Source organism: Roseibium sp. LAB1 (assembly GCF_054658235.1).
Genome location: NZ_BAAGIB010000001.1, coordinates 1,881,422 through 1,906,957, shown reverse-complemented (window position 1 = coordinate 1,906,957; position 25,536 = coordinate 1,881,422). Strand labels below are relative to the sequence as shown.

General features: G+C 59.0%; 22 protein-coding genes. 11 read left to right on the top strand and 11 right to left on the bottom strand.

What is annotated here, in order from left to right; genetic code table 11:
• Positions 1–28: 28 nt before the first annotated feature.
• From ACYQ54_RS08930 to ACYQ54_RS08920, 3 genes are all read right to left on the bottom strand, one after another.
• The gene (locus tag ACYQ54_RS08930) at positions 29–847 is read right to left on the bottom strand and encodes a sugar phosphate isomerase/epimerase family protein (RefSeq protein ID WP_460081230.1); all 819 of its coding nucleotides are present in this window, start codon (positions 845–847) and stop codon (positions 29–31) included.
• 85 nt (positions 848–932) lie between these two features.
• Entirely contained in the window at positions 933–1,880 is a 948-nt protein-coding gene (locus ACYQ54_RS08925) for a 2-hydroxyacid dehydrogenase (RefSeq protein WP_460081227.1), read from the bottom strand.
• Positions 1,877–2,290, bottom strand: coding sequence for a VOC family protein (locus ACYQ54_RS08920; RefSeq protein ID WP_006932003.1), 414 nt, complete (start codon positions 2,288–2,290; stop codon positions 1,877–1,879). Before ACYQ54_RS08920 ends, ACYQ54_RS08925 begins: the two co-directional genes overlap by 4 nt.
• Positions 2,291–2,380: 90 nt before the next feature.
• Here ACYQ54_RS08920 and ACYQ54_RS08915 point away from each other — a divergent pair, with 90 nt between their 5' ends.
• From ACYQ54_RS08915 to ACYQ54_RS08900, 4 genes are all read left to right on the top strand, one after another.
• Positions 2,381–3,301 (top strand): LysR family transcriptional regulator, encoded by a 921-nt coding sequence (locus ACYQ54_RS08915; protein WP_460081226.1) that lies wholly within the window; start codon positions 2,381–2,383, stop codon positions 3,299–3,301.
• A 478-nt stretch (positions 3,302–3,779) separates the two neighbouring features.
• Complete coding sequence (locus tag ACYQ54_RS08910; RefSeq protein WP_460081224.1) at positions 3,780–4,772, top strand: ABC transporter substrate-binding protein; 993 nt, start codon at positions 3,780–3,782, stop codon at positions 4,770–4,772.
• Between the two features lie 82 nt (positions 4,773–4,854).
• Entirely contained in the window at positions 4,855–5,739 is an 885-nt protein-coding gene (locus ACYQ54_RS08905; protein ID WP_152505558.1) for an ABC transporter permease, read from the top strand.
• A complete protein-coding gene (locus tag ACYQ54_RS08900; RefSeq protein WP_460081223.1) occupies positions 5,732–6,763 on the top strand; it encodes a quaternary amine ABC transporter ATP-binding protein in 1,032 nt (343 codons plus the stop codon). The genes ACYQ54_RS08905 and ACYQ54_RS08900 overlap by 8 nt, the downstream gene beginning before the upstream one ends.
• A 64-nt stretch (positions 6,764–6,827) precedes the next feature.
• Here ACYQ54_RS08900 and ACYQ54_RS08895 read toward each other — a convergent pair whose 3' ends face one another.
• Both ACYQ54_RS08895 and ACYQ54_RS08890 read right to left on the bottom strand, forming a co-directional pair.
• A complete protein-coding gene (locus ACYQ54_RS08895) occupies positions 6,828–8,318 on the bottom strand; it encodes a TolC family outer membrane protein (protein ID WP_460081222.1) in 1,491 nt (496 codons plus the stop codon).
• Between the two features lie 196 nt (positions 8,319–8,514).
• A complete protein-coding gene (locus ACYQ54_RS08890) occupies positions 8,515–10,554 on the bottom strand; it encodes a putative bifunctional diguanylate cyclase/phosphodiesterase (protein WP_460081220.1) in 2,040 nt (679 codons plus the stop codon).
• A gap of 667 nt (positions 10,555–11,221) precedes the next feature.
• On the opposite strand from ACYQ54_RS08890, the gene ACYQ54_RS08885 reads away from it, so the two are divergent.
• Positions 11,222–11,890, top strand: coding sequence for a GntR family transcriptional regulator (locus ACYQ54_RS08885; protein WP_460081218.1), 669 nt, complete (start codon positions 11,222–11,224; stop codon positions 11,888–11,890).
• On the opposite strand, the gene ACYQ54_RS08880 is transcribed toward ACYQ54_RS08885, so the two are convergent.
• Positions 11,891–12,934, bottom strand: a complete 1,044-nt coding sequence (locus tag ACYQ54_RS08880; RefSeq protein ID WP_460081217.1) for a LacI family DNA-binding transcriptional regulator — start codon at positions 12,932–12,934, stop codon at positions 11,891–11,893. It lies immediately after the preceding gene.
• 249 nt (positions 12,935–13,183) lie between these two features.
• On the opposite strand from ACYQ54_RS08880, the gene ACYQ54_RS08875 reads away from it, so the two are divergent.
• From ACYQ54_RS08875 to ACYQ54_RS08860, 4 genes are all read left to right on the top strand, one after another.
• Positions 13,184–14,551: an ABC transporter substrate-binding protein gene (locus ACYQ54_RS08875; protein ID WP_460081215.1), complete on the top strand. Its 1,368-nt coding sequence runs from the start codon at positions 13,184–13,186 to the stop codon at positions 14,549–14,551.
• Between the two features lie 144 nt (positions 14,552–14,695).
• Positions 14,696–15,937, top strand: a complete 1,242-nt coding sequence (locus ACYQ54_RS08870) for a carbohydrate ABC transporter permease (RefSeq protein ID WP_460081214.1) — start codon at positions 14,696–14,698, stop codon at positions 15,935–15,937.
• Positions 15,937–17,085, top strand: coding sequence for a carbohydrate ABC transporter permease (locus tag ACYQ54_RS08865; RefSeq protein WP_460081213.1), 1,149 nt, complete (start codon positions 15,937–15,939; stop codon positions 17,083–17,085). The genes ACYQ54_RS08870 and ACYQ54_RS08865 overlap by 1 nt, the downstream gene beginning before the upstream one ends.
• 33 nt (positions 17,086–17,118) lie before the next feature.
• Positions 17,119–18,210 (top strand): ABC transporter ATP-binding protein, encoded by a 1,092-nt coding sequence (locus ACYQ54_RS08860; protein WP_460081212.1) that lies wholly within the window; start codon positions 17,119–17,121, stop codon positions 18,208–18,210.
• A gap of 278 nt (positions 18,211–18,488) precedes the next feature.
• Here the strand turns inward: ACYQ54_RS08860 and ACYQ54_RS08855 are convergent, their stop codons facing one another.
• From ACYQ54_RS08855 to ACYQ54_RS08835, 5 genes are all read right to left on the bottom strand, one after another.
• Positions 18,489–19,052 (bottom strand): copper chaperone PCu(A)C, encoded by a 564-nt coding sequence (locus tag ACYQ54_RS08855; protein ID WP_460081210.1) that lies wholly within the window; start codon positions 19,050–19,052, stop codon positions 18,489–18,491.
• Between the two features lie 25 nt (positions 19,053–19,077).
• On the bottom strand, positions 19,078–20,400 hold the full coding sequence (locus tag ACYQ54_RS08850) for an ABC transporter permease (protein ID WP_460081209.1): 1,323 nt from the start codon (positions 20,398–20,400) through the stop codon (positions 19,078–19,080).
• Positions 20,393–21,073 carry an ABC transporter ATP-binding protein gene (locus ACYQ54_RS08845; protein WP_460081208.1) on the bottom strand — a complete coding sequence of 227 codons (681 nt, stop codon included), beginning with the start codon at positions 21,071–21,073 and terminating at the stop codon, positions 20,393–20,395. The genes ACYQ54_RS08850 and ACYQ54_RS08845 overlap by 8 nt, the downstream gene beginning before the upstream one ends.
• A gap of 9 nt (positions 21,074–21,082) precedes the next feature.
• Positions 21,083–21,541 carry a hypothetical protein gene (locus tag ACYQ54_RS08840; protein ID WP_460081206.1) on the bottom strand — a complete coding sequence of 153 codons (459 nt, stop codon included), beginning with the start codon at positions 21,539–21,541 and terminating at the stop codon, positions 21,083–21,085.
• Positions 21,542–21,653: 112 nt separating this feature from the next.
• Positions 21,654–23,156 carry an alkaline phosphatase gene (locus tag ACYQ54_RS08835; protein WP_460081204.1) on the bottom strand — a complete coding sequence of 501 codons (1,503 nt, stop codon included), beginning with the start codon at positions 23,154–23,156 and terminating at the stop codon, positions 21,654–21,656.
• 457 nt (positions 23,157–23,613) lie between these two features.
• Here ACYQ54_RS08835 and ACYQ54_RS08830 point away from each other — a divergent pair, with 457 nt between their 5' ends.
• Both ACYQ54_RS08830 and ACYQ54_RS08825 read left to right on the top strand, forming a co-directional pair.
• Positions 23,614–24,420: a DeoR/GlpR family DNA-binding transcription regulator gene (locus tag ACYQ54_RS08830; protein ID WP_460081202.1), complete on the top strand. Its 807-nt coding sequence runs from the start codon at positions 23,614–23,616 to the stop codon at positions 24,418–24,420.
• Entirely contained in the window at positions 24,417–25,505 is a 1,089-nt protein-coding gene (locus tag ACYQ54_RS08825) for an ABC transporter ATP-binding protein (RefSeq protein WP_460081201.1), read from the top strand. Before ACYQ54_RS08830 ends, ACYQ54_RS08825 begins: the two co-directional genes overlap by 4 nt.
• Positions 25,506–25,536: the final 31 nt, after the last annotated feature.

The window sequence follows — 25,536 nt, the reverse complement described above, 5'->3', positions numbered from 1 at the left end:
GCGCCGTCGGGCAGCGGTGTCTTCGCGGCTACTGCGCCAGTCCCAGTGCCGCCATGTTGGCGATCGAAGCCGGCAGGCCGGAATGGTCGCGCAGTTCGATGATCAGGCGCGGGTCGCTGTCGAGTTTGGCCAGCGCGGCGAAGACGGAGTGCCAGTTGATGGTGCCTTCGCCGAGCGTCCAGTGGCGGTCGGCGTAACCGTCCGCATCCTGCAGGTGGATATGGCGGAGACGATTGCCGGCGGCCTTGACGTAGTAATCGACCGGCGGGGCACCCGTTGTGCCATGTGCATAGTGAGCGTGTCCGGTATCGATCGAGATTTTCACTGCCTCTGAACCGAAGCTTTCGGCAAGCTCTATCCGGGCATAAGGGTCCTTGTCCTCGATGTTCTCGATGACGAGTTCGCAGCCGATGTCTTCGGCACGCTTAACGGCGCCCGCCATGGTCAGGTGACAGAGCTCTATCTTGCGTTGCCGGGCATTCTCGTAATTGTCGAGGTTGTTGAAGTCCCAGGTCGTATAGGGGCTGTGCACGACCATGTGGGTGCCGCCCACTGCCTCGCAGACTTCCAGTCCCTGCAAAAGGCGCTTGCGGACGATCTCGCGCACATCCACGTCCATGCTGTCGATGGTAAAGCCGAAGAAAGGGCCATGGATGCCGACACGGCCCTGATGGCCGTCCAGCAGTTTCCTGGCCTTTTCGACAATCGGCTTCCAGTCGCCGTTCAACACTTCTGCCGGCCAGAAATCCTGAAGTTCCAGATCCCGCGGTTTGTCCAGCATCAGTTTGCGATGGGTTTCCAGCGCGTCGACTGTCAGCGCGGCACCAAGAATTGGAAGATCGGTCATGAAACACCTTTGAAGGAGACGAAACGGTTGCCGCCTGATTAGAGGCCGATCCTTGACACTATTGCGACGGAGGGTGGATCAAATGTCAGTATCCACGGTCCCGGTCGACGGCTGGGGGTATCGTACCGTCTTCGTAATATCGGCCGATGTTGTCTGCCACAATCCTGGACGCTGTGCTGATGATGGTCGGGGCAGATATGTGCGGCAGCACCGTGACCTTGTCATGGTCCCACAGCCGACTTGAGAGCGGCAAAGGTTCTTCATCGAAGACATCAAGAACGGCATGGCCGAGTGGGCCATGATCCAATGCGTCGACGAGCGCGACCGTGTCGATAATCGGACCCCGGGCGAAGTTGATGATCGAGGCGTCCGTCTTGCAGGCAGTCAGTTCGTCCTTGCCGAGCAAGCCACGGGTTTCATCCGTCAGCGGCATCAGCAGAACGATGAAATCCGACTGGCCGAGCACGTCCAGAAGGCCGTCGCGTCCATGGTGGCAGACGATCCCGTCAATCGATTTTTCCGTGCGGCTCCAACCGAGCACGTTGAAGCCGTTGTCTTTCATCCGCAGGGCCGCCGCAGCACCAAGCTTGCCCAGTCCCAGGACACCAACCGTGCGCTCCTGGGGGCGCTTGAGTTCATGGTCCTGCCAGATCTTCTGCCGCTGCTGTGCGACGTAACGGGGCATGCCCCTGTGCAGGTAAAGCGTCCAGGCAAGAACCGCTTCCGACATGGTTTCCGCCATTTGCGGATCCGTGAGGCGGACAATCTTCGGACCGTCTGCAGGAAGTTCACCCATCAGGCGCTCCACACCGGCCCACAGGCTTTGCACCCACACCAGATTGGGAAGAGCCGCCACATCGGCGGGATCGGGATTGGCGACAATGGCGACCCGCGCTGCGGCGCGTTCGTCTTCCGTCAGGTCCTCGAAAGGCTTGACGGCGGCGATGCCGTCAAGGGCCCGCGGCAGGGCCTCCCGCCAGGCCTGGCGCTCATCAGGGCTTGCGGAGGAAACGAAGGGAACGACTGGCCTCATGCGGCAAAAACCCCGGCTTCATCCGCAAAGCCTTTGATTTCGATGGGGTTGCCGGAAGGGTCCTTGAAAAACATGGTGCTCTGCTCGCCGGGTTGGCCCTCGAACCGGACGGTCGGGGCGATGACGAAGGCGAGGTTAGCGTCTGTCAATTTTTGCGCAAGCGCCTTCCAGGTCTCCATGTCCAGAACGACACCCAGATGCGGCATCGGCACCATGTGGTCGCCGACCTTGCCGGTGTTGGTCGTTTCGAAAGGTTTGCCGAGATGGAGGGAAACCTGATGACCGAAGAAGTTGAAGTCGACCCAGGTATCCGTGCTGCGGCCTTCCTTGCAGCCAAGCAGGCCGCCGTAGAACGCACGGGCTTCGTCCAGATCGGTGACGTGGTAGGCAAGATGGAAACAGGGTTGCATCGCTCAGCTCCTTTGAAAACGGGTGTTGAGTAGCAGATCCGATCCAAAACATTTAAGATGTTTTTCTGCTTCTGAGCGAAGGAAAAAGTTTTGGATACTCGATTTCTCGAAAGCCTGCTGGCCGTTGCCGAAACAGGCTCAATCGCGGCGGCAGCCCGGCAGCAAGGGCTTACGGCCGCTGCGGTCAGCCAGCGCATTCGCGTGCTGGAAGCCGAATTCGGCGCAACGCTGCTCAACCGAACGGCGCATGCGGCCTTGCCGACCGAGACGTGCTTCCGGCTATTGCCTGCAGCGCGCCGCCTTGTTCGGGCCGCGGAACAGTTGACCAACGGCATAGATGCTTCCGGGCTTAGCGGTCCGTTTCGCCTGGGGGCGGTGTCGACGGCACTTTCGGATACCGTGCCCGCGGTCGTTCAGCAATTTCGGGAAAAAGCGCCACAGGCAGTGCTGACAGTCCGGCCCGGCACGTCGGCGGATCTCTACGAAGGATTGCGCAGCGGGGGGCTGGATGCGGCCATCACGGTTGCCGCTCCCTTCGATCTGCCAAAGGATATCATCAGCCGGACGCTGGAAATCCAGAAAGTCGTTCACGCCTTGCCGCCCGGACGCGATGTATTACCGGCCGGCGCCGAGACCGAGACCGAGACCGAGACCGAGACCGAGACCGAGACCGGGGGCGGGGAGCTGCCCTGGGTCGTCTATGACAGACAATCGTGGGGTGGCCGCAAGCTTTGGTCTGACTTCGGCGGGCTGGTTGGCGAAGAACACATCCTGTGCGAACTCGACGCCCCTGAAACGATTGCGCAGATGGTTTCACAAGGAGCAGGGCAAGCGATTTTGCCCGTCTGGCAGGGTTTGCGGATGCACGGCCCGGCGATGACCTTGAAAGATCTTGAGGGTGGCGCCGGGCGGGAAATGGTTTTCTTGCGAAAGCACGCTTGTGCCGCGCCGGTACTTGCTGACCTTGTGCACGAGGTTTTGCGCGACCAAGTCATCAATTTACATGGTTAAATTCAGCACTTATTGGTTGAAGTTATTGAGTTTTAACATCTTTTAAGGGTGAAGAGAATCGCTTCCAAAGTAAGAAAATTATGTGTCATGACGAATACCGGCACTAAAATGTCGTTTGCAGGCATGTCCACGAAATTTGACGTATGAATGGTATAAGAGTTGCGACTATACTGTTGTGCTAAGAGCCTCTTAATGCAATTGTATTGGTCGTTGAGCCTGAGCTCGGTACAAATACCGGGAATGACCTTATTCTCAAATGGAGATGTTGGTCAGGTTTATATAGAGCAAGAACAGCGTATATGCGTCAAATGAAGGCTGAATTAATAAGATTTAACCTGGAAGCCTTCTTGGCTAATTTTTGTTCTCAACCCGTTATTCTTTTTCATTGGACGCGCAGGGAGGTGATTGCTTTTACGGAAGCTTTCGCGCGCCGCGCCCAATTCAATCTCAAGCAAACAGACTGCACAGGAGCACCCTCATGAAGAAGTTGTTTGTCTCGGTCGCCACGACCGCTCTTATCGGCATGGCCTCGTCCGCCATGGCAGAAGAGTGCGGCACGGTCACCGTTGCGGAAATGAACTGGGCGTCGGCAGGCGCTATCGCGCAGATCGACAAGATCATTCTGGAAAATGGTTATGGCTGCGACGTCGAACTGGTCACAGGCGACACGATGCCGACCTTCACCTCCATGAGTTCCAAAGGGAAGCCGGACATGGCGCCGGAACTCTGGATCAACGCCGTGCGCGAGCCTCTCGACAAGGAAGTTGCCGAAGGCTCCCTGATCATTGGCGGCGAAATCCTGAACGAAGGCGGCGTCGAAGGCTTCTGGGTCCCGACCTATATCGCCGAAGAGCATGACATCTACACCGTCAAGGATGCCTTGGCTCATCCGGAACTGTTCCCCGGCGCGGAAGACGAAAGCAAGGGTGCCTTCTTCACGTGTCCGACCGGCTGGAACTGCCGCATCACAACCGGAAACCTGTTCCGCGCCTTCGGCTTCGACAAGGGTGGTTTCGAACTGGTTGATCCGGGTTCTGCTGCCGGTCTCGATGGCTCACTCGCAAAAGCCAACGAGCGCAAGGAAGGCTGGCTCGGTTACTATTGGGCACCGACCGCGATCCTCGGCAAGTACGACATGACCCTGCTCGACTTCGAAGTCCCGCATGACAAGGAAGAGTGGGACACCTGCACCGTGATCGAGGACTGCCCGGAGCCTAAGCCGAACTCCTGGGTGAAGTCTGAAGTCTTTACCGTCGTCACCGACGACTTTGCCAACAAGGCAGGCCCGGCCATGGAGTACATCAAGGGCCGCACCTGGGATAACCGGACGGCCGGCAAGGTTCTTGCCTGGATGACCGACAACCAGGCGACCAATGAAGATGGTGCCTACTACTTCCTCGAAAACTTCGAGGATGTCTGGACCAAGTGGGTTAGTCCGGAAACGGCCGAAAAGGTCAAGTCGGCACTCTGAGTCGGCAAAAGGTAGAAGGGCCGCCCCAGCAGGTGCGGCCCTTTCCATATGAGGCAAAAAGAATACCATCAGGATTGGTTAGATGGATTGGATTGAATTTCCCTCGTTAAGCAGGGGTACGTTGCGAGACATTCGCGTGACGATCGACGGCACCGTTGACACTTTCTTGGGGGCCTATGGCGAAGCGATCGAACACGCTTTCGATCCTCTGAAAGATTTTCTCATCTGGCTGGAAGACCTACTGATTTCGTCACCTTGGCCAATTGTGCTGGCTGTTCTTCTCAGCATCGTCTTCCTGATGAGCCGGAACTACAAGATCGTTGCCGGATCACTCTTTTCACTCATCCTGATCGGCGTATTCGGTATGTGGGAAGACACCATGCGGACCATCGCCATGGTCACGGTCTGTACCATGTTGGCTATTCTTTTGGGAATCCCGCTCGGCATTTTGATGTCGCGCTCGGAACGGGTTCAAGGCTGGATCAACCCCATTTTGGACCTGATGCAGACGATGCCGAGCTTCGTCTACCTCATTCCGGTCGTGATGATTTTCGGTATTGGTAAAGTTGCCGGCCTGATCGCGATCGTTGTGTATGCTATCCCGCCGACCATCCGATTGACGAACCTTGGAATCCGCCTTGTCGATCAGGATGTCCTTGAGGCTGCCGATGCGTTTGGTTCCAGCCCATGGCAAAAGCTAGTCAATGTTCAGTTGCCACTGGCGCTACCAACCATCATGGCGGGGATCAACCAGACAATCATGATGGCACTGGCCATGGTTGTTGTCGCGGCCCTGATCGGGGTCAAAGGGCTTGGGCAGCCTGTCCTGAACGCTATCGCAAACCAGTATTTCTTCATGGGGGTTCAGAACGGTCTAGCGATTGTCGCGATCGCTATCATATTCGACCGGGCAACACAGGCATATGGAAAACGCCTTCAAAAACATTCGGAGGTGCTTCATGGCTGAGGCAACAGGTATCGAAGTCAGGAATCTCTACAAGATCTTCGGATCGAACGGCAAGGAGATGGTCAAGAAGGTCAAGGACGGCATGTCCAAGTCCGAGTTGAACGAGAAATTCAACCATGTGCTTGGCCTCAACGACATCAACATCTCCATGCCGGGTGGCAAGATCCAGGTGGTGATGGGCCTTTCCGGCTCGGGCAAATCCACCTTGATCCGCCATATCAACCGGTTGATCGACCCGACTGACGGCGAAGTGCTTTATGGCAATGACGATGTCTGCAAGATGTCTCAGGCGGAGCTTCGGGAATTCCGCCGGCACAAGACGGCGATGGTATTCCAGAAGTTCGCGCTGCTGCCGCACCGCACGGTGATGAAGAACGCCATCTACGGCCTGGAAATCCAGGGTGTGCCGGTCAAGGAAGCTGAAGAGCGTGCGGCCCGATGGATCGCCCGCGTCGGGCTGGAAGGGTTCGAGAACCACTATCCCAACCAGCTGTCCGGCGGCATGCAGCAGCGTGTGGGGCTTGCGCGCGCGCTCACCAACGATGCCGACATTCTGCTGATGGACGAGGCGTTCTCGGCGCTTGACCCGCTGATCCGCATGGACATGCAGACCGTGCTTCTCGACCTTCAGGAAGAGCTGCACAAGACCATCGTCTTTATCACCCACGATCTGGACGAGGCCCTGCGTCTCGGCGACAGGATCGCAATCCTGCGCGACGGGGCAGTGGTGCAGCAGGGGACCGGTCAGGAAATCGTTCTGAAGCCTGCGGACGCCTATATCGCCGACTTCGTCAAGGAAGTGAACCGTGGCCGGGTGATCCTGGTCGATACGGTCATGGATACGTCCCGGACGCTGGAAAACGGACCTACGATCTCCAGCGGTATTCTGCTGGAAGAAGCGGCCCGGACCTTTGCCGACACGGGCGAGGGCGAGGCAAACATCGTCAACAACGATGGCCGTCCGATCGGCGTGCTCAACGTGCATGACACGATCTATGCCATGGTGACGCCGGCAACCCACTGAGCCGCAGGCAGCTGAAAACAATAAAACCCCGGAGCTCGCTTCGGGTTTTTTTGTGCACCGCTTGTTATTTGGCCGGAGGCAATGGCGGGGTTTCGATCACGACGGTGTCGCCGGTCGCGACTTCCACGACACCTGACTGAAAGAGATCGTTCTCCGACTGTCCGAGGCGCAGGTCCCAGGTGTTGAATTCCGGCATCAGGCGAGGGATCGAGGCTGGTCGTTCCTCGATGATCCCGAAATGCTGAGGTGCCAGCCGGCCGATATTGGCCAGCAGGAAGAAATCGGCAATGCGGCTGTCGTAGCGCGCCCGCACATGGTCGACCTTGCTGAGCAGAAGTTCCCGTTCGCCGTCCAGAACATCAAGCAAGGACCGCTGACCGCTGTCGAACTCCACCTGCAGTCCCTTGACGGCGCGCTGGTTGGCTTCAATGGCGCGTTTGACCGCCTTGACCTTGAGCCGGGACGCGGCGCGCTGCTTCATGGCGCGGACAACGTTCTCGCGGATGATCTGCTGGGTGTCGTCCAGCTCGTATTCCTGCTGGGCGGCTGTGTGATTTGCGCGTTTGACAGCGGCCACATTCCGGCCGCCGGTGAAGAAAGGCGCGGTGACGCGCACGCCGAAGCGAAAGTCCTCTTCATCCTGATTGCCGAGGTTGCCCCTATATCCGCTTTGCCATTCGCTTTCCAGCGAGACGCGCGGCAGCATGTCGCCAACCGCGGCCCGTGCAGCGTAGCGTGCCGCCCTGGCATCGGCTGTTGCAGCGCGGATGGAGGGGTTGTTCTGAAGGGCCACATTGATCGCGTCGTCCAGTCCGGCAGGTTCGACCGATGTCGGAATGCCCGGCCAGCCGAGCTTGCCGGGTTTCTGTCCGGTCAGGCGCTCATAGACGGCTTCGGAGGCTTCCAGATCGCCAACTGCCTGGTCGGAATTTCCCTGTGCCTCGCCGAGGCGGGCAAGGGCCTGTTCGATATCGGTGCGGGTGGCGTCTCCTGACTTATAGCGGGCGCGGGCGGCGTTCACCTCCCGTTGCACCACATTGGTATAGGCCCGCAGATGGGACAGGATAGCCCGGTCGCGAACAACGCGCAGGTAGGCGTCGGCCGTGTTGAACAGCAACGTTTGTTCCGCGCCGATCAGCTGGTTGCGGCCCGAATTTGCCTCCTCGTGGGCCTGGTTCAACCGGTTGACGCCGGCAAAGCCCTGAAACACGGTCTGGGACATGGAAACACCCAGTTCGTGGAAGAACGACCTGTCGCTGTTACCGCTCCGCTCGCTGCGAAAGGCATTCTGTTCTCCCAGGTAAGTGCCGGTCACTGTTGGTAGAAACTCCGACCTGGCAGTCCAGATATCCTGGTTGATTGCTTCATAGCGAGACCGTTCCGCCTTCAATCCCGGATTGATGGCGTAAGCCGCCCCCATGGCCTCTTCAAGCGATTGTGCGGATACAGGTGTGCTGGCGAAGGACAGGGTGATCAGTGACGCACCAGCCAGCAGGCTGGCAAGACGCGTTCTCAATCCGTGCATCAGTTTGGTCGGGGCAAGGAAAGTCGTCATTGCGGCACCGTGATTGTTGTGTGCCCTCAAGGTAAAATTTTATAGTTAATCAAAGGTAAGTTAAGAGTAGAGATTATGGCTAACAATTTTCAATAGTTACCAAGAGTAAATTTTCGAATATATTGTAGTTTTTAAGATATTGATATTTATATAAGTGTAAAATTTGGTAATTATTCAAGTTTCTTTCAATGAATGGTCAGATCTGGGCTTGCGCTAAGCTCGGGACAAACTTTTTGATCTGTGAAGGCAGCAGATGTTTTCCGAATAGAAATCCCTGCACTTGCAGGCACCCGGCTTGCTGCAGGAATTGCAACTGACGTTCCGTTTCGACACCTTCGGCGATTACTGGAATGTCAAAACTGTGGCCCAGAAGGACGGCCGATCTCAGGATCGCCCGGGCATGGCGATTGGTCTCAAGCGACTGGGTGAAAGCTCTGTCGACCTTGATCTTGTCGAAGGGGAACGCCTGCAGCGTATTGAGGGAGGAATAGCCCTTGCCGAAATCGTCCATCGCAACCCGCACGCCCATCTTGCGAAGCGAGAGGATCGTCTCATGAACACGCTCGTGATCCTCGATGGGCGTGGATTCGGTCAGTTCGATTTCCAGGCGTTCGGCGGGCAGGCCGGTTTTCATCAACACAGTTGAAACGAGGCCGGGAAAATCGCAGCGGGAGAATTGCAGCGGCGAGGCGTTCACGGACAGTGTCACGGGATTTTCCCAGCAGGCCGCCTCCCGGCAGGCCGTTTCCAGCACCCAGTTGCCGATATCCAGGATGATGCCTGACCGCTCTGCTATCGGTATGAAGTCTTCCGGCGGGATCGGGCCTTTTTCCGCATGACGCCAGCGCACCAGCGCTTCGTAGCCGATCAGGTCACCGGTCCTTGTCAGGTTCTGTTTCTGAAAGACCAGGTTGAGCTGGTTTTCCAGTGCGGCGTTGCGCAGGTCGGCCGCCAGTCCCGCTTCCCACCGGTTGGTTTCCTCCATACCGGTGACGTAGGGCTGAATCAGGTTGCCGCCAATCGACTTGGCTTGTTTGGCTGCGAGATTTGCCCGTTGGACCAGCTTTGTCAGGTCGTTGCCGTCCCTTGGAAAGATGGCGAGGCCGATGCTTGAGCGGATGGACAGGCGATAGGACTTCCAGTGGACCGGTCTGCGGGCGAGGGCGCGGACGAGACGGGCGAATTCGACGGCATCCTCCAGAGTGTCAAGGGACGAATTGATGACCAGAAATTCGTCACCATAGAACCGGGAGATGAAGATGGTGTCGCTCAGGTTGTTTCTCAGCGTGTCGGCCAGTGTGCGCAGAACCGTGTCGCCGACCTCATATCCATGCAGATCGTTGATGGCCTTGAACTGGTCCAGGCTGATCAGCACGACGGCGCATGCCTTGCCTTCCAGTTCGGCCTTCTTCAAAAGTTCGGCCGCCGCCTTCTGCACATAGTACCGGTTGGGAAGGCGCGTCAGGGAATCCTGCAGCGACAGGTGCCTGTAGGTTCGCCGGGCCGCGCTCTTTCGGAACCTGTCAAGCAGCACGCCGGTCGTGGCCACAAAGGCGCAAAGGCCGAAGATGACCAGAGATACCGCCATCATGTGCTGTTCCGACATCAGGATGATGTTTCGTGGGAAACTGACCTCACGAAGCGGGGTGGCAGGGGCATGGGCCGGCATGTGAATGGTGATGGCGGCGAGGAACAGAAACAGGGTCGCACTCAACAGCGCGCGCCTGGACAGCAGTTGGGGGACAAAGCTCATCGCGATGGCCCCCAGGCATGTCCCGAGCAGCAAGGTCCACAAACCGAAGGAACTGCCTGCGTCAGGTTCGCCGGCGATCTCCCGGGCCATGGACAGGATCAGGCTCATTCCGGCGATGGCCAGCCCGAACAGGGTGCCGCCAAGTTCCGGTGCCAGCCGAATGTTTCGACGAATTGCGAGCGTGTAACCAGCAAAGAGGCCTGCGAAGACAACAAGCAGAGCAAGCAGCGCCATCTGCAGGTGATAGCCTGTCTCCGCAGGGAGCTTGACCGAAGAAAAGGCGATGATCTGCGCTGACCAGATAGCGGAGGCGCCGACGAGGGAAGACCAGATGAGCCAGATACCGCGCGCCGGGCTGGCGTCGCGGTGAACCTTGGCGAGGAGGAGCAAAGAAAAGCTGCATCCAAATAGGCATGTCGCAATCGCAAGCGCCAAGAGAGCGTGGTCGTGCTCAATCGACATGGCTGTTGCGATGCGTTCCATAAAAGCCCCTACCAACGGTTGCTTTCATTGGAGCGTAAAAAGCATAACAAACCGTGTTTTCCAAGAGTATTCGTTCGATTTGTTCTGGTTTAAAATGTGACTGTTGTAATTGCCTATAGGCATCTGTTCTTGTTGGTTAGGCTTATTGTTATTTTTGACCTGGTTGGAACTTCTGTCGGGTAGCTATTATTTGGTTTGGTGCGGACATCCTCTGCCACAGTTCACGTTGGTATCTGAGCCGGATCCGGCGGACCTTCCTGTTGGGTGCTGAGGCTCGGTATATTCGTAAACGACTACAGTAATCTGCCCGGGTATTTTGGGCTGAAAACGGTTGGCGTGCCGCGGGGGCGCCTGGGGCATGTCCTTATGTCACCGTAATTTTTGACAATATTTTTTTCGCCTGAAGAAGGCCGCAAATTCGTATAAAATCGAGGAAATGCATGGCCTCGGAAGGTCGAGCCTCATCCTGGGTGCCCTGACGGCATGGGGATGGATAAAATTCTATCGATAAAATTATCAATACGGCATTGATTTGCTTTCAAAACAGAGCGGCCGCGCCGGAGGGATCTGCTTTCGGCGACAAGAAATGCCGTGCCGGCCTCGCGAGAGAGGTGTGGGGCAATGCCGAATTGTTTTAGACACGTCAGGAGAACGGGTGCATCCCGCAATGCCAACGAAAGCCAGATCCACACGCGTCGATAACGCTTATGAGCGGTTGAAAGCCGAGATCCTGAACGGGCAATTGCCGCCCGGATTTCAGGCGCCGGAACCCGATATTGCGACGCGGCTGGGCATGAGCCGGACGCCGGTCCGGGAGGCGCTCATCCGACTCGAAGCGGATGGACTGGTGGGGCTCGTGCCGCGTCGTGGGGCAAAGGTTTTGCCGATTTCACTGCAGGATATCTGCGAGATCTACGAGATCCTTTCGGCGCTGGAAGCGCTCGCCGCAGGCACGGCTTGCGGCAAGGCGAGTGATGAAACACTTGCTCAAATCGAGGACGTGCTAACAAGCGCCGACGCGGCGCTGGAGCGGCAGGACATCGAAGCCTGGGCGATTGCTGACGACCGGTTCCACCGGCTGATAGCCAAGGCGAGCGGGAATCTGCGCCTTGAGGCCGAGATCGAGGGTTTCCTCGATCAGGTTTACCGGGCAAATACCGTGTTGCTGCGCCTGAACAAGGCACCGGCCTCAAACGCGGCCGATCATCGCAAGATGCTCGAGGCGATCCGGGAAGGCGACACAGACAGCGCGGCGGAAACGGCGCGGGTTCATCGTCTCAACGGATTGATCCGGATGAAGGATGTCCTGAAAGACTGCGGCCTCAGCCAGGTCTGACTATCTTGTCGTTGCAGGAGCTGGGCCGGTGGACTGGCCGATGATCAGTTCGGCGTCCAGATGCAAGGATACCGGTTCGCCGGACGGATTGGAAATCATGTTCAAAAGCAGTTCTGCAGCCTTTTCCCCCGCATAGCGGACCGAAGAGCGCGTGCAGGTGAAAATAGGCACTTCACCGCTGTTCGGCAGGAAGGAGAGAGCGTCGTCATGCGTGATGATGGAAACATCCTTGCCTGTCTTCAGGCCGCACTGGCCGACCGCGCGTGCAACGCCGATCGCTGAAATCATGGACGAAATCAGGAAGGCGGTTGGCGGATTGCCGCTCTTCAGCATTTGCATCGCATTGTCGCAGCCAAAGGGTTCCGTCATGTCGGCGCTGCGCATCAGGGCAGGGTCCGGTGTCAGTCCCCGGGCGGCCAAGGCCTCTTCGAACCCGCGGCGGCGCCTGTTGGCAAAGTCCATGTGCTCCAGGCCGTTGAGCAGCGCGATCCGGGTGTGCCCGAGGTCCAGCAGCAGGTTGGTTGCCCGCTCGAATGCGCGCCGGTTGTTCATGTCGATCCAGGAGGTCTCTTCCTCGGCACCCGGAATGCGACCGTGCACGACGAAGGGCAGGTTGAGTTCCTTCAGAAGCTTGTGTCTGCGCTCGTCGTTCGCGGGCCCGTGAATGATTACGCCGTCCGCCTTCTTGCGCGAGGCAATCTGCCGGTAGGCGTCTTCCTCCTTGGCGTCATCAACGACAGAGATGATCATGTCGTAGCCGTGGCGCGAATACGTCTCTCCGGCACCGGCGATGAACTCCAGGAAGATAGGGTTCATCATCTCGTGAATTGAGCGGGGTATGACATGGCCGATGGCCATTGCGCGGCCGGTCGCCAGCCGTCTTGCCTGGCTGTTGGGGGCATAGCCGAGCTTGTCGGCCATTTCGGTCACTCGTTTGCGGGTTTCTTCACTTACCTCCGGATAGCCGTTGAGCGCACGGCTGACCGTGGTCTGCGACAGGTTCAGCCGTTGCGACAGTTCTTTCAGGTTTACGCCGTTGCTCATTCTGGCCCAAAACGCTTTGAAAGCGCCCTCCCAACAGGCTGTTATTGAAATGCAACATTAATTCGCGAGCTGCACGCTTGACAAGGCCGAAGCCTGAAGACATGGTTAGGGCCAAATCCAAAGCGGTTTGGATAAAGGGTTCTGGTGGAATTGCCAACCCGGCGACTCGGGTAGGTATTGCTGCAAGGTGGTCACATGTGCCACCTTGGGTGGAGTGTTCCAGCATAGGGACAATCTGGGAGGACAGATATGAAACTACGTTTGAAAGCCTGCACGGCAGGTCTGGCGCTGGCCATTGCGTTTGGCGCGGGCGCTGCGTCCGCGGCTGATCTGAAATTCGCTCCGGGCGAAGGCCCGTTCAACTGGGACAGCTACAACGAATGGGCTAAGAGCGCTCCTGACCTCAAGGGGCAGACCGTGACGATCGCCGGCCCGTGGCTGCAGCCGGAAGACGGCTATTTCCGGAACGTGCTTGCCTATTTCACCGAAGCCACCGGCGCTGAAGTGATCTACACCGGTTCGGATTCCTTCGAGCAGCAGATCGTGATCGATGCCGAAGCCGGTGCAGCACCGAACATCGCCGTCTTCCCGCAGCCGGGCCTTGCCTCCGACATGGCTGCGCGTGGCCTTCTGAAGCCGCTGCCGGAAGGCATGGCCGACTGGGTTGCCAACAATTACGGCGCGGGTGAAAGCTGGGTAAACCTCGGTACCTACAAGGACGCCGACGGTCAGGATCAGCTGTTCGGCTTCTTCTACAACGTCAACGTCAAGAGCCTCGTCTGGTATGTGCCGGAAAACTTCGAGGACGCCGGCTATGAAGTGCCGACGACCATGGAAGAGCTGAAGGCGCTGACGGAGCAGATCGTTGCCGATGGCGAAACGCCCTGGTGTATCGGTCTGGGTTCCGGCGCTGCCACCGGCTGGCCGGCGACCGACTGGGTCGAGGACCTGATGCTGCGCACGCAGCCCGCTGAAGTCTACGACCAGTGGACCACCAACGAGATCCCCTTCGACGACGAGCGCGTTGTCGCCGCGATCGAGGAATTCGGCTGGTTCGCACGTGACGATGCCAAGGTGGCCGGCGGTGCGGGGGCAGTTGCCAGTACCGATTTCCGCGACAGCCCGAAAGGCCTCTTTTCCTCTCCGCCGCAGTGCTACCTGCACCGCCAGGCATCCTTCGTTCCGGCCTTCTTCCCGGACGGCGTCGAATTCGGCACCGATGTCGACTTCTTCTACTTCCCGGCCTATGCGGAAAAGGATCTCGGCAACCCGGTTCTCGGCGGTGGCACGCTGATGGCGATCACCAATCCGTCCGACGCCACGAACGAACTGATGAAGTTCTTCGAACTGCCGCTTGCGCATGAAGTCATGATGGCACAGACCGGCTTCCTCACGCCGCACAAGGGAGCCAATCCGGAAGCCTACAAGGATGACACTCTGCGCGGTCAGGGCGAGATCCTGGTCAATGCAAGCACCTTCCGCTTCGACGGTTCCGACCTGATGCCGGGCGCAGTCGGTGCAGGCACCTTCTGGACCGGGATGGTCGACTACACCGGCGGCAAGGACGCGAAAGCCGTCGCCGAGGAAATCCAGAAAAGCTGGGACGCCCTCAAGTAATCCTCCAGGCGGCCGGTCTCCCCAGGGAGACTGGCCGTTTTTCTGATGGATCGGCGAAAACGTCCAAGAAACAAAGTTCCTAAACGCAGGAAGCCCCCGGTCTTCCGGGTGCCTCCCCATAATCAATAATGGGAGGGAACGGCCATGCTATCGGACAATCCGGCACTGTTAGGGCTCTTTACCATCGTCTTCGGCGTTGGAGCCTGCCTTGCCTACTTCTTCTTCTCGAATGTCATTCTCGACAAGGTCCTGTTTCCGGCTCGCGGGCCAAATGCAGGGAGAAACATCAACCGGGCCAACATGATCCGGCCCTGGCTGTTCCTGTTTCCGGCGATGTTCGCGCTGACGCTCTATCTCGCCTATCCGGTGTTCGAGACCATGCGTCTGTCGTTGACGGACCGCTCCCAGGGCGGCGCCTTTGTCGGCCTTGCCAACTATCGCCAGATGATGAACGAGGCGAAGTTCTGGGAAGCCGTGCGCAACAACATGCTGTGGCTGATCGTCGTGCCGGCTGCATCGACCGCCTTCGGGTTGCTGGTTGCCCAGCTCACAGACCGGATCAGATGGGGCAATTTCGCAAAATCGCTGATCTTCATGCCGATGGCGATCTCCTTCGTTGGCGCCTCGGTCATCTTCAAGCTGATCTACGACACGCGCGCAGCCGATCAGAACCAGATCGGCGTGTTGAACGCGATGTGGCTCAAGTTTGACGGTGGTATCGGCTCGGTCGTGTTTCTCCAGCTTTTGCCGACCCTTCTCCTGCTGGCCTTCGTCGTCGTCGTTGCCTATGTGGGATGGACCTTCGTGCGGGGTATAGTCGCCCGGGGCGAGGACAAGTCGCTCTGGCTTCTGCCGTTGCGCCTTCTGGTCGCTGTCGGCGGTATCTGGCTGATCTGGATTTCGCTGAGTTCCATTCTCGGTATCTGGATTGCCGACGTGCCCTACGGCGAACCGCAGACCTGGCTGACGCTACCGCTGTGGAACAACTTCTTCCTGATGGTTGTGCTGATCTGGATCCAGACCGGCTTTGCCATGGTGATCCTGTCGGCGGCCCTGCGCGGTATTCCGGAGGAAACCGTGGAAGCGGCCATCGTTGACGGCGCCAATCCGTTCCAGATCTTCTTCAAGATCAAGGTTCCGCAAATCATGGGCACCATCGTTGTGGTCTGGACCACGATCACGCTGACCGTACTCAAGGTGTTCGACATCGTCTTCGCCATGACCAACGGCCAGTGGGAGACCCAGGTTCTGGCGAACTACATGTACGACAAGCTTTTCCGTGCCAATGACTGGGGCGTGGGGTCGGCGAGTGCCATCATCATCATGCTGCTCGTGACCCCGATCCTTGTCTGGAACGTCTATAACGCCCGGAAGGAGATGAAGTGATGGCCAGTATTGCTGGGAAAAAATCCGGACTGACCTGGGCCGTCCAAATCTCCGTCGCTGCGCTCGTGCTCTTGTGGCTGTTCCCGACGGTCGGGCTGTTCGTCTCGTCCTTCCGGACAGCCGACCAGATCTCCAGTTCCGGCTGGTGGGCGGCTCTGATGCCGTCTGAACAGAACGAGGTCTACCGGACGGCTGATCCGGACGATGCACGCGTTGCCGACGGCGACAGCTTCACTGTGTCCGGGAACATCTTCGAGGGAGCGCCTCGCGACATCCGTTCCTGGGGTGTGTCCTCGCGCGACGTTTCGGCCTATCAGCCCGGAGACACCGCCGACATGGGTGATGGTGAAAGCCTGACACTCCAGGCCGACGGGTCCTATGTCTGGAAGGGCAATGACAAGCAGATTTCCGGCCGCGGCCAGCGTGTCTTCATTACCGCGACCGTGCCGCCGGAATTCACCCTGCAGAACTACGCCACCATCCTGTTTTCCGGCACCGGACAGGACAATATGGGCAAGGCGTTCTTCAACACGCTGACGGTCACCATTCCGGCGACGATCATCCCGATCGTCATTGCGGCGTTCGCAGCCTATGCCCTTGCCTGGATGGAATTTCCCGGCCGTGCCCTGCTGATTGCCGCAGTTGTGGCACTGCTCGTCGTGCCGCTGCAACTGGCGCTCATTCCGCTGCTGCGGCTGCATCTGGCTGTCGGCATCGGCAAGGGCTACATGGGGGTCTGGCTGGCCCATACGGCCTTCGGCATGCCACTCGCGGTCTACCTGCTCAGAAACTATATGGTCGGGCTGCCGCGGGACATCATCGAGAACGCCAAGGTGGACGGGGCGACGGATTTCCAGATCTTCACCCGCATCATCCTGCCGCTCAGCTTTCCGGCTCTGGCGTCCTTCGCCATCTTCCAGTTCCTGTGGACCTGGAACGATCTTCTGGTGGCCAAGGTGTTCCTGATCGACGCCACGGGCTCGACCACGGTGATGACCAACCAGATCGTTGAACTGTTGGGAACGCGCGGCGGGAACTGGGAGATTCTCGCGACTGCGGCCTTTGTGTCCATCGCGGTGCCGCTCTTCGTGTTCTTCGCGATGCAACGCTATCTCGTGCGCGGCCTGTTGGCCGGATCGGTCAAATAACATGTACAAAATCAACAATCGGGAGCAGCCGGCATGACATCGTTGTCCTTGAAGAATGTCAGCAAGTCCTATGGAACCGTCGAAGTTCTGCGCGACATCAACATGGAGATCAATGAAGGCGAGCTGATCGTTTTCGTTGGTCCGTCGGGGTGCGGAAAATCGACATTGCTGCGGATGATCGCAGGCCTGGAAAAGATCACCGGCGGTGAACTGGAAATCGACGGGGTTGTCGTCAACGACGTGCCGCCGGCACAACGCGGCATCGCCATGGTGTTCCAGTCCTATGCGCTTTATCCGCATATGACGGTCTACGACAACATGGCCTTTGCCCTGAAGCTGGCCGGCAAGTCGCGTGATGAAATCGACAAGGCAGTGCGGGCGGCGGCCGACAGGCTGCAGCTCACCGCCTATCTCGACCGCCTGCCGAAGGCGCTGTCAGGCGGTCAGCGCCAGCGTGTTGCCATCGGCCGCTCGATCGTACGGGATCCCAAGGTGTTCCTGTTCGACGAACCGCTGTCGAACCTCGATGCCGCCTTGCGTGTTGCGACAAGGATCGAGATCGCACAGCTGAAGGAGAGCATGCCGGAAAGCACCATGATCTACGTCACACACGATCAGGTCGAGGCAATGACGCTCGCGACACGGATTGTTGTGCTTCATGGCGGCAACATCGAACAGTTCGGAGCGCCGCTGGATCTTTACGAGCGTCCCGCCAACACGTTCGTTGCCCAGTTCATCGGCTCGCCTGCCATGAACCTGATCGATGCCAAGGTGACGGCCACCGGCAGTCAGACCTCCGTTGTCATGTCCGATGGCGGTCATGCGGATGTGCCGATTGCCTCGCTCGACAGCGACAAGGGCGCGACGGTGAAGCTCGGTGTGCGCCCGGAAGATCTGACCGTGACAGACAGTGACGATTTCCTGGTATCAGCCGACATCGAAATCGTCGAAGCGCTCGGGGAAACGACAGTGCTGTATTTCCGGGCGAAAGAGGGCGCGCCCGCCCTGATCGCCAAGCTGCCGGGGATCCACAAGATCGCAAGGGGCACGACCATCCGCCTGACAGCCGCGCCGGAAAAGCTCCATCTGTTCGATGGAGAGGGGCAGTCGTTCCTCTACAGGTAATACGCCCGATAGGGTGGGAGTGCCTGGCAAGGCTGTTGACCCCCACCCCTAACCTCTCCCGACAGGGGGGGAGGGGATTTCCGCTTTACCGCGCCACATCGTCAGCGCACTGAAATCCTTTGTCCCTCTACAGGCAGTTCGGCAGACAGACGCGACCTATTCAATCGGCACGGCCTGATTCCACTCCCCCCTGTGGGGAGGGGTTAGGGGTGGGGGGTATCCAAGGGGTTAAGCGTGGGAGCAGCCTCAATTTGTCCCTGCCTCAAATCCCGGCAGATCTAGTGCTGATGCCCGGCGTGGCTGTGCCGGGTTGCGTTCATGGATTCGACCTGTACATGCATCTCGATATGGCCGAAGTCGAATTCGATCTCGATTTCGAATTCCTCACCTTTGCGGAAAGATCGTGTAAGGCCACCGAGGCGCAGGGCCAGAGCGTTCGGAGCAAGGGCCAGTGTCTTGCCCGGCTGGATCGGAACGGGCGGCAGGGCGTCGTAGCCGGGTTCACCATCTTTCAGGGCAAAGCCGACCAGCTGTGTCTGTGACGCAACGCCGGTGTGTCCGCCGATCAGTTTTACCTGCCGTTCGGACATGTTCTCGATGTTGACGAAGAGCAGCGCGGAAGTGCCGGATGTCTCGCGGATCCAGGCGTGAAGGGCTCGCACACCTTCCGACCTGCCTTCGTGGCTGTCTTCATCTTCCTCGTGATTGTGCTCGGCTTCCTCATGCGTCCGGTGCGTTTCGGTGTTGCCATGGCTTGCTTCGGAAGCGGTATGTGTGCCGGACGCCCAGGCAGGGTGAGACAGGCAGAACAGCAGCGGCAACAGAACGGCAAGGGCACGCATGTGAGGGAATCCTTCGGGCTTCAGGTCAGGCGCGCAAATCTGTAATGATATTACGTGACATTGCCATGAAGGCCGGCAAAAGAGCGAGCAGCATCGTCAGGCTGACGAAGGCGGCGATCAGGTGAAATTCGGGCCAGTCGAGCGTTGCCGTCACCAGAATGTCCGTTCGGGTAGTGACGATTGAGGAGATGACATCGACCGCGATCCAGCCGACGCCAAGCCCAGCAGCCGAGCCCAGGATAATCAGGGTGGCGGCATAGGACCAGACCACGGCAAAGACGAACCGTCCTGGTGCCCCAAGAGCCCGCAGGAGCGCCAGCCGTCTGGCGAACAGCCGGGCAAGGGCTATCAGCCCCGTCAGGACACCGGCGGTCACCAGCACCTGGGTCAGCACCGCCATCACCGACATGATCTGGCGAATGTCCCCCATGAGCGCGTGAAGTTGCGCAAGCACCGCGCCGGGGAAGAACGCCATGGTGTCGTCACGGGTGAACTCGGACCGCAGGGCGTAATTCGCCCAGAGCTCGTTGGCATGAACGAGTATCGCCGGTGTTCCCGGGAAATACTCCGCGTCGAAAGGCGGGCCGATCCGGGTATTCCGCTCTGGACTGTGGCCATTGGCAAGGCCGTGCACTTCCCAGACGGTTTCGACGGGAACAAGAACGGCTCTGTCCCAGGGGCTGCCGGTTGGTGACATTCTGCCGACGACGGTCAGGACATGGCCAGCGTGGGCATCTTCTTCCGCGCTGTCGCCCATCCCGTGGGCGGGTTCGAAGGTTTCGCCAAGCTTCAGGTTGACACGCGAACCGGCAACCGCTTCCCCGCTGCCGGCAAAGAGCCTGCCTTCGGCAAGGTTTCCTGCCAGATGCGTGACGAACTGCGGCGTGGTGCCGACAATAGGTGACGACAGGTAGCTGTCGCCGAAGGCAATCGGGGCGGCAAGGTCGACGTCGTCATGGGTGGCAATCTCGTTGTAGATGTCACCGCCCAGAAGCGGTACGTCGCTTGGTTGCAGATAGACAGCAGCGAACATCATCGTGATTTCACTGCCGGGGGCTGCGACGATCAGATCGAATTTTTCCGCGGCCCGCGCGGTGCCTTGTCGAAGGCCGCGTTCCTGGGCAATCAGGCCGACGCCGATGCCGATGGATATGGCGATCAGGGCAATGAAGGTCAGGTTTGTCCAGCGGAAGCGCCAGAGAAGCGCCCTGACCAGAGCCTGCGGCCGGAACCTCCAGGTCACGATCACGCCGGTGATCACGGCAGGCAGAAGAAGTGCCGCCAGCCACAGCATGTCCTGGGCGAGGGGAGAAAGGTCCTGCCAGCGGTCTGCGAGAAAGTCAGCCACCGGAAGCCTCCGTTTTCAGGCGCCCGTCGGAAATGTCTATGACCCGGTCCATCCGGTCCAGCAGATGCAGGTCGTGGCTGACGGCAATCAAGGTCTTGTTCTGAGCGCGTGTCTGGCCAATCAGGTCGTCAACCAGGCCATCGGCTGTCTTGCGGTCGAGGCTCGCGGTCGGTTCGTCCGCCAGAATGATGGCTGGATCGTGTGCCAGAGCGCGGGCAATCGCAGTGCGCTGACGCTCGCCGCCGGAAAAACTGTCCACGGTACGGGCTTCCGCCGGAACCCCGAGGCTCTTCAGAAACTGTTGTGCCGTGCCGGTAATCGACCGGCGCTTCGCAGCCGGGTTGAAAGCCGTCGCAAGCGATGCATTGCCAAGCGCGCTCAGTTCCTCAAAAAGCAGAAAGTCCTGGAAGATCAGACCGACATGGTTGCGACGGAACCCGGCGCGGGTGGCATCATTCATTGGAACCAGATCGGTTTCTCCCCAACGGATATGTCCCGTCATGACCGGATGTAGACCGGCAAGGGCGTAGAGAAAGGTAGATTTTCCAGCGCCTGAAGGACCGCGCAGGCCGATGGTTTCTCCCGGCGCGGCTTGAAACCGGTCGCAGGTCAGCAGGACCCGGCCATTGGTGGCCACAACGCGGAGATCGTCGACATGAAGAGAAAGGCTCATGAGACGGTATCAGGCTCGTTCATACACGGCATCGATCAGCCTTGCCCGGCTGAGGAACCCGGTCTCGGGATCCTTGTAGGGACCCAGTTCCAGAACACCTCTGGTCACGATCTTGCTGTTGAAGGCGACCACATCGACATTGCGCTTTGTGTAAATGGCGAGAATGTCCCGCGGCCATTCGGCTTCTGTTTCACAGAACGGGCAAACTGCCATCGGAATCCTGGTAAGCACGAAGAACTGGCTGTCGGCTTTCAGGGGCGGTGCCATATAGCCGCCGACCGACACTCTGGAGCCTTTCAGTGAATGAGCGAGGTCGGAAAAGCTCCGGTCCTTGTTGTAGAGCGTTCGCAACTTGAGGGGGGCGTCCGCCGCACCAGCTGCGTCCGTCAGCAGATGACCGGCAAATGGAGCGAGTCCGAGCCCGACGATAAGCTGTCTGCGGTTCATGACGTCCTCGGTTCTGTCCATTTCGTTATTCTCGTGTATCGGGCGGATGTGACAAACGGGCGAAAGGCCTGCCGAATGGCAGGCCCTTCAGATCATTGGCCGGTTGCCCCGGCGCGAAACCCTGCCGAATGGCTTACCGGGCGTTTACGGCGTGGTTCATGACGTGGAAGATCACGTTCTGCTCGATGGTGCCATCGACCAGATGTGCCCACGGACCCTTGGCGTAGACAGCAACATCTTCACCCGAATGGCTTTCGGAGGATTTCGGGATCAGGGCCTGCTGGACATAGTCCAGATCGGTAGCGGTTTCCTGGTCCAGGTCGGGGCGCGAGCCAGTGTAGTCGTTCTCGCCTTCGCCCTTCTTCAGAACCGAACCGGTGCCGTTGAGGTAGCCGATCACGGTGTAGGGCTTGCCATCGTCCGCAGTCAGGACCTTGTCGGAATGCTTGATGCCTGTCTGGGCGACGTCGTAGCACAGACCGAGGATGGCCGAACCGCGGCCGCAATAGCCGTTGAAGGCGATGGCATGTTCGTGGTCGGCGGTGACGATGATGAGCGTGTCTTCGTCATTCGTCAGTTCGTCAGCCATGGCAACGGCTTCCGCGAAGGCGACCCCGTCGCGCATGGCGCGGGCTGCATTGCCGGCGTGGTTGGCGTGGTCGACGCGGCCGGCTTCGATTTCCAGGTAGTAGCCACCTTCATTCTTGGACAGATACTCGATGGCAGCCTTGGTCATGTCGGCCAGGGAGGGCTCGTCATCGTCGGCGCGGTCGGCTTCATATTCCATGTGGCTGTTGTTGAACAGAGCCAGCACGGGGCTGGAGCCGTCAAGCTTCAGCGACTGGAAGCCAGTCGTGTCGGAAGCGAACTGTGCGCCCAGCCCGGTGGCACGCTCAACCAGGTCGACATTGTCTTCGCGGCGGCCCTTAAGCCCGCCCATTTCCTTGTCCTTCGGCAGGAAGTAACGGCCACCGCCGCCCATTGCGAAGTCGACGGTACCGGCTTCCATGGCGTCGATCAGCTGGGTCGCGATGTCTTTCTGCGCGGTGCAGCCTTCCGGCACGGCGTCTTCCCAGTTGCGGTTCGCAGTCTTGGCGTAAACGGCCGCCGGTGTCGCATGGGTGAGGCGGGCGGTGGACACCACGCCGACGGACTTGCCGGCTTCGGTCATCAGCTCGGAGAACAGCGCCAGCTGGTTGCCTTCAACCGTGGAGCAATCGTCATGGATTGCTTCTTCGCCAAGGTTGATCAGGTTGAAGCGCTGCTTCACGCCGGTGTTCATTGAGCCGGCGGTCGGTGCGGAGTCCGGTGTCTGGGCGTTGATGTTGTAGGTCTTGACCAGGGCGCTGTAGAAGTCCGGGGTCTCATAGGGGAGAACGTTTTCCTCGCCCAGCATGCCCTTCTGCTGGCCGTCGAACAGGCGGGTGGCGTAATTGGTGCCGACGCCGTTGCCGTCCGCGATCAGCAGGATAACGTTCTTGGCGCGGTTGGTGTTCGGCTGACGGTCCAAAATGGCCTGGATGGCAGCTTCACCATCCTTGAACCACTGGCTGGAAGCCTGCGGTACGGCGTCCTGAGCGAGGGCAACGGAACCGGTCAGGGCCAGTGCCAGCGAAGTGCAAACGATCGTTTTCATGATATCTCCCGGAGGTGAGGGTGCATCCCGGGTGCTACTTAAAAACGCTGCATGACATTTGATTGACAGTTAGATGACGAAACAGATTTGTAATTTTATTACATGGTTTGGAGCGTCGAGAGGAACTCTCCTTTTCCTGAGCCGTCTTATTTTTTGTCCAGCTCTGTCCTGCCGCCGGAACGCATGTTTAGTCCTTAACCGGGTAACCGGACTGCCTGCCCCGTGGAAATGATCAGACAATCACAGATGGAAAAAGAAAGTCCTGAAATCTGAGGATGCTGATCTGCCTTGTGTTCCAGGGCTGCCCGCAATCCCCTATTGTCACATCATTTTCATATGAGCGTCGAATAAGGTTCATATGAAAATGTTTTATCGGGCTTCGAAGTCAGACTTTTTCGAGTCAACATGATGCCTTTGATGCAACTGGCCTCCCGCAGCAGCAGGAGGAGAGGGGACGATGGCGGATCAGAAGAACATGCTTGGGCAAATAGATATTTCAAGGCGTCAGGCCGAGATTGCGGATCTGGTACAGAAGGCGGGGTTTGCGTCCGTCGAGGAATTGGCTGACCGGTTCGAGGTGACCACGCAGACAATCCGCCGGGACGTCAACGGTCTTTGCGAACTGGGGATCCTGCGCCGGACACATGGCGGCGTCGAGCCTCCCGCGCCGGCCTCCAACATCCACTATTCCACGAGGCAGATTCTCAATCTTCCGGAAAAGCAATTGATCGCGAACCTGGTCGCCGGTCATGTCGGCAACAACCAGTCTGTCGCGTTTTCCATCGGTACCACGCCGGAGATCGTGATGCAGGCCCTCGTCGGGCATGAAAAGCTGGCGGTCTTCACAAACAATCTGAACGTTGCCTTCACCGCGTCGGTCAATCCGTCGTTTCAGGTGACAATAACCGGCGGGCGGCTGCGCCACGGCGACCGTGACGTGCTCGGGTCCGCGGCCCAGGCATTCTTTTCCAACTACAAGGTGGATATCGGCATTTTCGGCGTCGCCGGTGTCGATGAAGACGGCACGCTTCTGGACTTTCATGAAGATGAAGTGGCAGCACGCCAGTCGATACTTGCCAATTGCCGCAAGTCCTACCTGGTTCTCGATCACAGCAAGTTCGGCCGAAATGCCCATGTGCGCGGCGGGCAACTCAGTGACGTCGATGCGATCTTCACCGATTGCCCGGTGCCGGATGTCTTCCTGGCAGCTCTGGAAGGCACGAATACGGAAGTGTTCGTGGCCGAAGACGGGGATGAGGCGTGACATCAGCTCCGCAAACTTCAGGTTCGCAGACACAAAGCGCCGGCAAGCCGATCGTCCTTGAACAGGTGTCACGCATCTGGGGTGAGACCGTTGCCGTCGATACGCTGTCGATCGACATTCCGGCTGGCTCGTTCACGGCGCTGCTCGGACCGTCCGGCTGCGGCAAGTCGACGACGCTGCGCATGATCGCAGGTCTTGAGAATGTCAGCGGTGGCCGCATCCTGATCGGCGGAGAGGATGTAACCGGCCGTCCGTCGGCCAAACGCGACCTGTCCATGGTGTTCCAGTCCTACGCGCTGTTTCCCCATCTGAGCGTCGGCGAGAACATCATTTTCGGCCTGAAGGTCCGCCGGGTCGGCAGGACCGAGCGGGACCGCCGTCTTGCACGGGTTGCCGATCTTCTGGGGCTCGGCCAGTTGCTGGACCGCAAGCCGGGCCAGCTTTCCGGCGGCCAGCAGCAGCGTGTTGCCCTCGGGAGGGCAATCATCGGCGAAAAGCCGATCTGCCTGATGGATGAGCCCCTGTCCAATCTCGACGCCAAACTGCGCCACGAAATGCGGGTGGAGATCCGCGCGCTGCAACAGCAGCTCGGTTTCACCATGGTCTATGTCACGCATGATCAGGTCGAGGCCATCACCATGGCCGATCAGGTGGTGCTGCTGAATGGCGGCCGGCTGGAGCAGGTGGCCAGCCCTCGGGACCTTTACGAAAAACCGGCCACGCCTTTTGCCGCCCGCTTCATCGGGACGCCGCCGATGAACCTCTTTCCGGCCAACGCCTTCAGGAAGCTGTGCACTGCGCCGGACTTCAAGCTCGGCCTGCGTCCGGAGGCCATGCATCTGGAGAACGGCGGTCCGGTCAATGCCTGTGTTCGTGCCGTTGAATATCTCGGGGCCGATGTGCTGGCCGATTGCGACGTTGAAGGTACCGGCTTCCAGGTGCGCCTTCCGGCCAACCGGGCCTTCACGCCCGGTCAATCCGTTCAGCTCGGCTTCTCGCCGGACGCCCTTCATGTTTTCGACGCAGACACCGGCCGCCGCCGGGACGATCTCATTTCCGAGTTCGGAGCCTTGTTGCGCTCCTGACCTGCTGCGCGCGCCCGCGTAGACCGACCGC

Bases quoted from the DNA above. Each gene is read 5' to 3' on its own strand.
- ACYQ54_RS08840 (WP_460081206.1), bottom strand. From the start codon at position 21,541: ATGGACAGAACCGAGGACGTCATGAACCGCAGACAGCTTATCGTCGGG.
- ACYQ54_RS08910 (WP_460081224.1), top strand. From the start codon at position 3,780: ATGAAGAAGTTGTTTGTCTCGGTCGCCACGACCGCTCTTATCGGCATG.
- ACYQ54_RS08865 (WP_460081213.1), top strand. From the start codon at position 15,937: ATGGCCAGTATTGCTGGGAAAAAATCCGGACTGACCTGGGCCGTCCAA.
- ACYQ54_RS08895 (WP_460081222.1), bottom strand. From the start codon at position 8,318: ATGACGACTTTCCTTGCCCCGACCAAACTGATGCACGGATTGAGAACG.
- ACYQ54_RS08860 (WP_460081212.1), top strand. From the start codon at position 17,119: ATGACATCGTTGTCCTTGAAGAATGTCAGCAAGTCCTATGGAACCGTC.
- ACYQ54_RS08835 (WP_460081204.1), bottom strand. From the start codon at position 23,156: ATGAAAACGATCGTTTGCACTTCGCTGGCACTGGCCCTGACCGGTTCC.
- ACYQ54_RS08925 (WP_460081227.1), bottom strand. From the start codon at position 1,880: ATGAGGCCAGTCGTTCCCTTCGTTTCCTCCGCAAGCCCTGATGAGCGC.
- ACYQ54_RS08920 (WP_006932003.1), bottom strand. From the start codon at position 2,290: ATGCAACCCTGTTTCCATCTTGCCTACCACGTCACCGATCTGGACGAA.
- ACYQ54_RS08905 (WP_152505558.1), top strand. From the start codon at position 4,855: ATGGATTGGATTGAATTTCCCTCGTTAAGCAGGGGTACGTTGCGAGAC.
- ACYQ54_RS08830 (WP_460081202.1), top strand. From the start codon at position 23,614: ATGGCGGATCAGAAGAACATGCTTGGGCAAATAGATATTTCAAGGCGT.
- ACYQ54_RS08885 (WP_460081218.1), top strand. From the start codon at position 11,222: ATGCCAACGAAAGCCAGATCCACACGCGTCGATAACGCTTATGAGCGG.
- ACYQ54_RS08900 (WP_460081223.1), top strand. From the start codon at position 5,732: ATGGCTGAGGCAACAGGTATCGAAGTCAGGAATCTCTACAAGATCTTC.
- ACYQ54_RS08880 (WP_460081217.1), bottom strand. From the start codon at position 12,934: ATGAGCAACGGCGTAAACCTGAAAGAACTGTCGCAACGGCTGAACCTG.
- ACYQ54_RS08845 (WP_460081208.1), bottom strand. From the start codon at position 21,073: ATGAGCCTTTCTCTTCATGTCGACGATCTCCGCGTTGTGGCCACCAAT.
- ACYQ54_RS08930 (WP_460081230.1), bottom strand. From the start codon at position 847: ATGACCGATCTTCCAATTCTTGGTGCCGCGCTGACAGTCGACGCGCTG.
- ACYQ54_RS08855 (WP_460081210.1), bottom strand. From the start codon at position 19,052: ATGCGTGCCCTTGCCGTTCTGTTGCCGCTGCTGTTCTGCCTGTCTCAC.
- ACYQ54_RS08890 (WP_460081220.1), bottom strand. From the start codon at position 10,554: ATGGAACGCATCGCAACAGCCATGTCGATTGAGCACGACCACGCTCTC.
- ACYQ54_RS08870 (WP_460081214.1), top strand. From the start codon at position 14,696: ATGCTATCGGACAATCCGGCACTGTTAGGGCTCTTTACCATCGTCTTC.
- ACYQ54_RS08875 (WP_460081215.1), top strand. From the start codon at position 13,184: ATGAAACTACGTTTGAAAGCCTGCACGGCAGGTCTGGCGCTGGCCATT.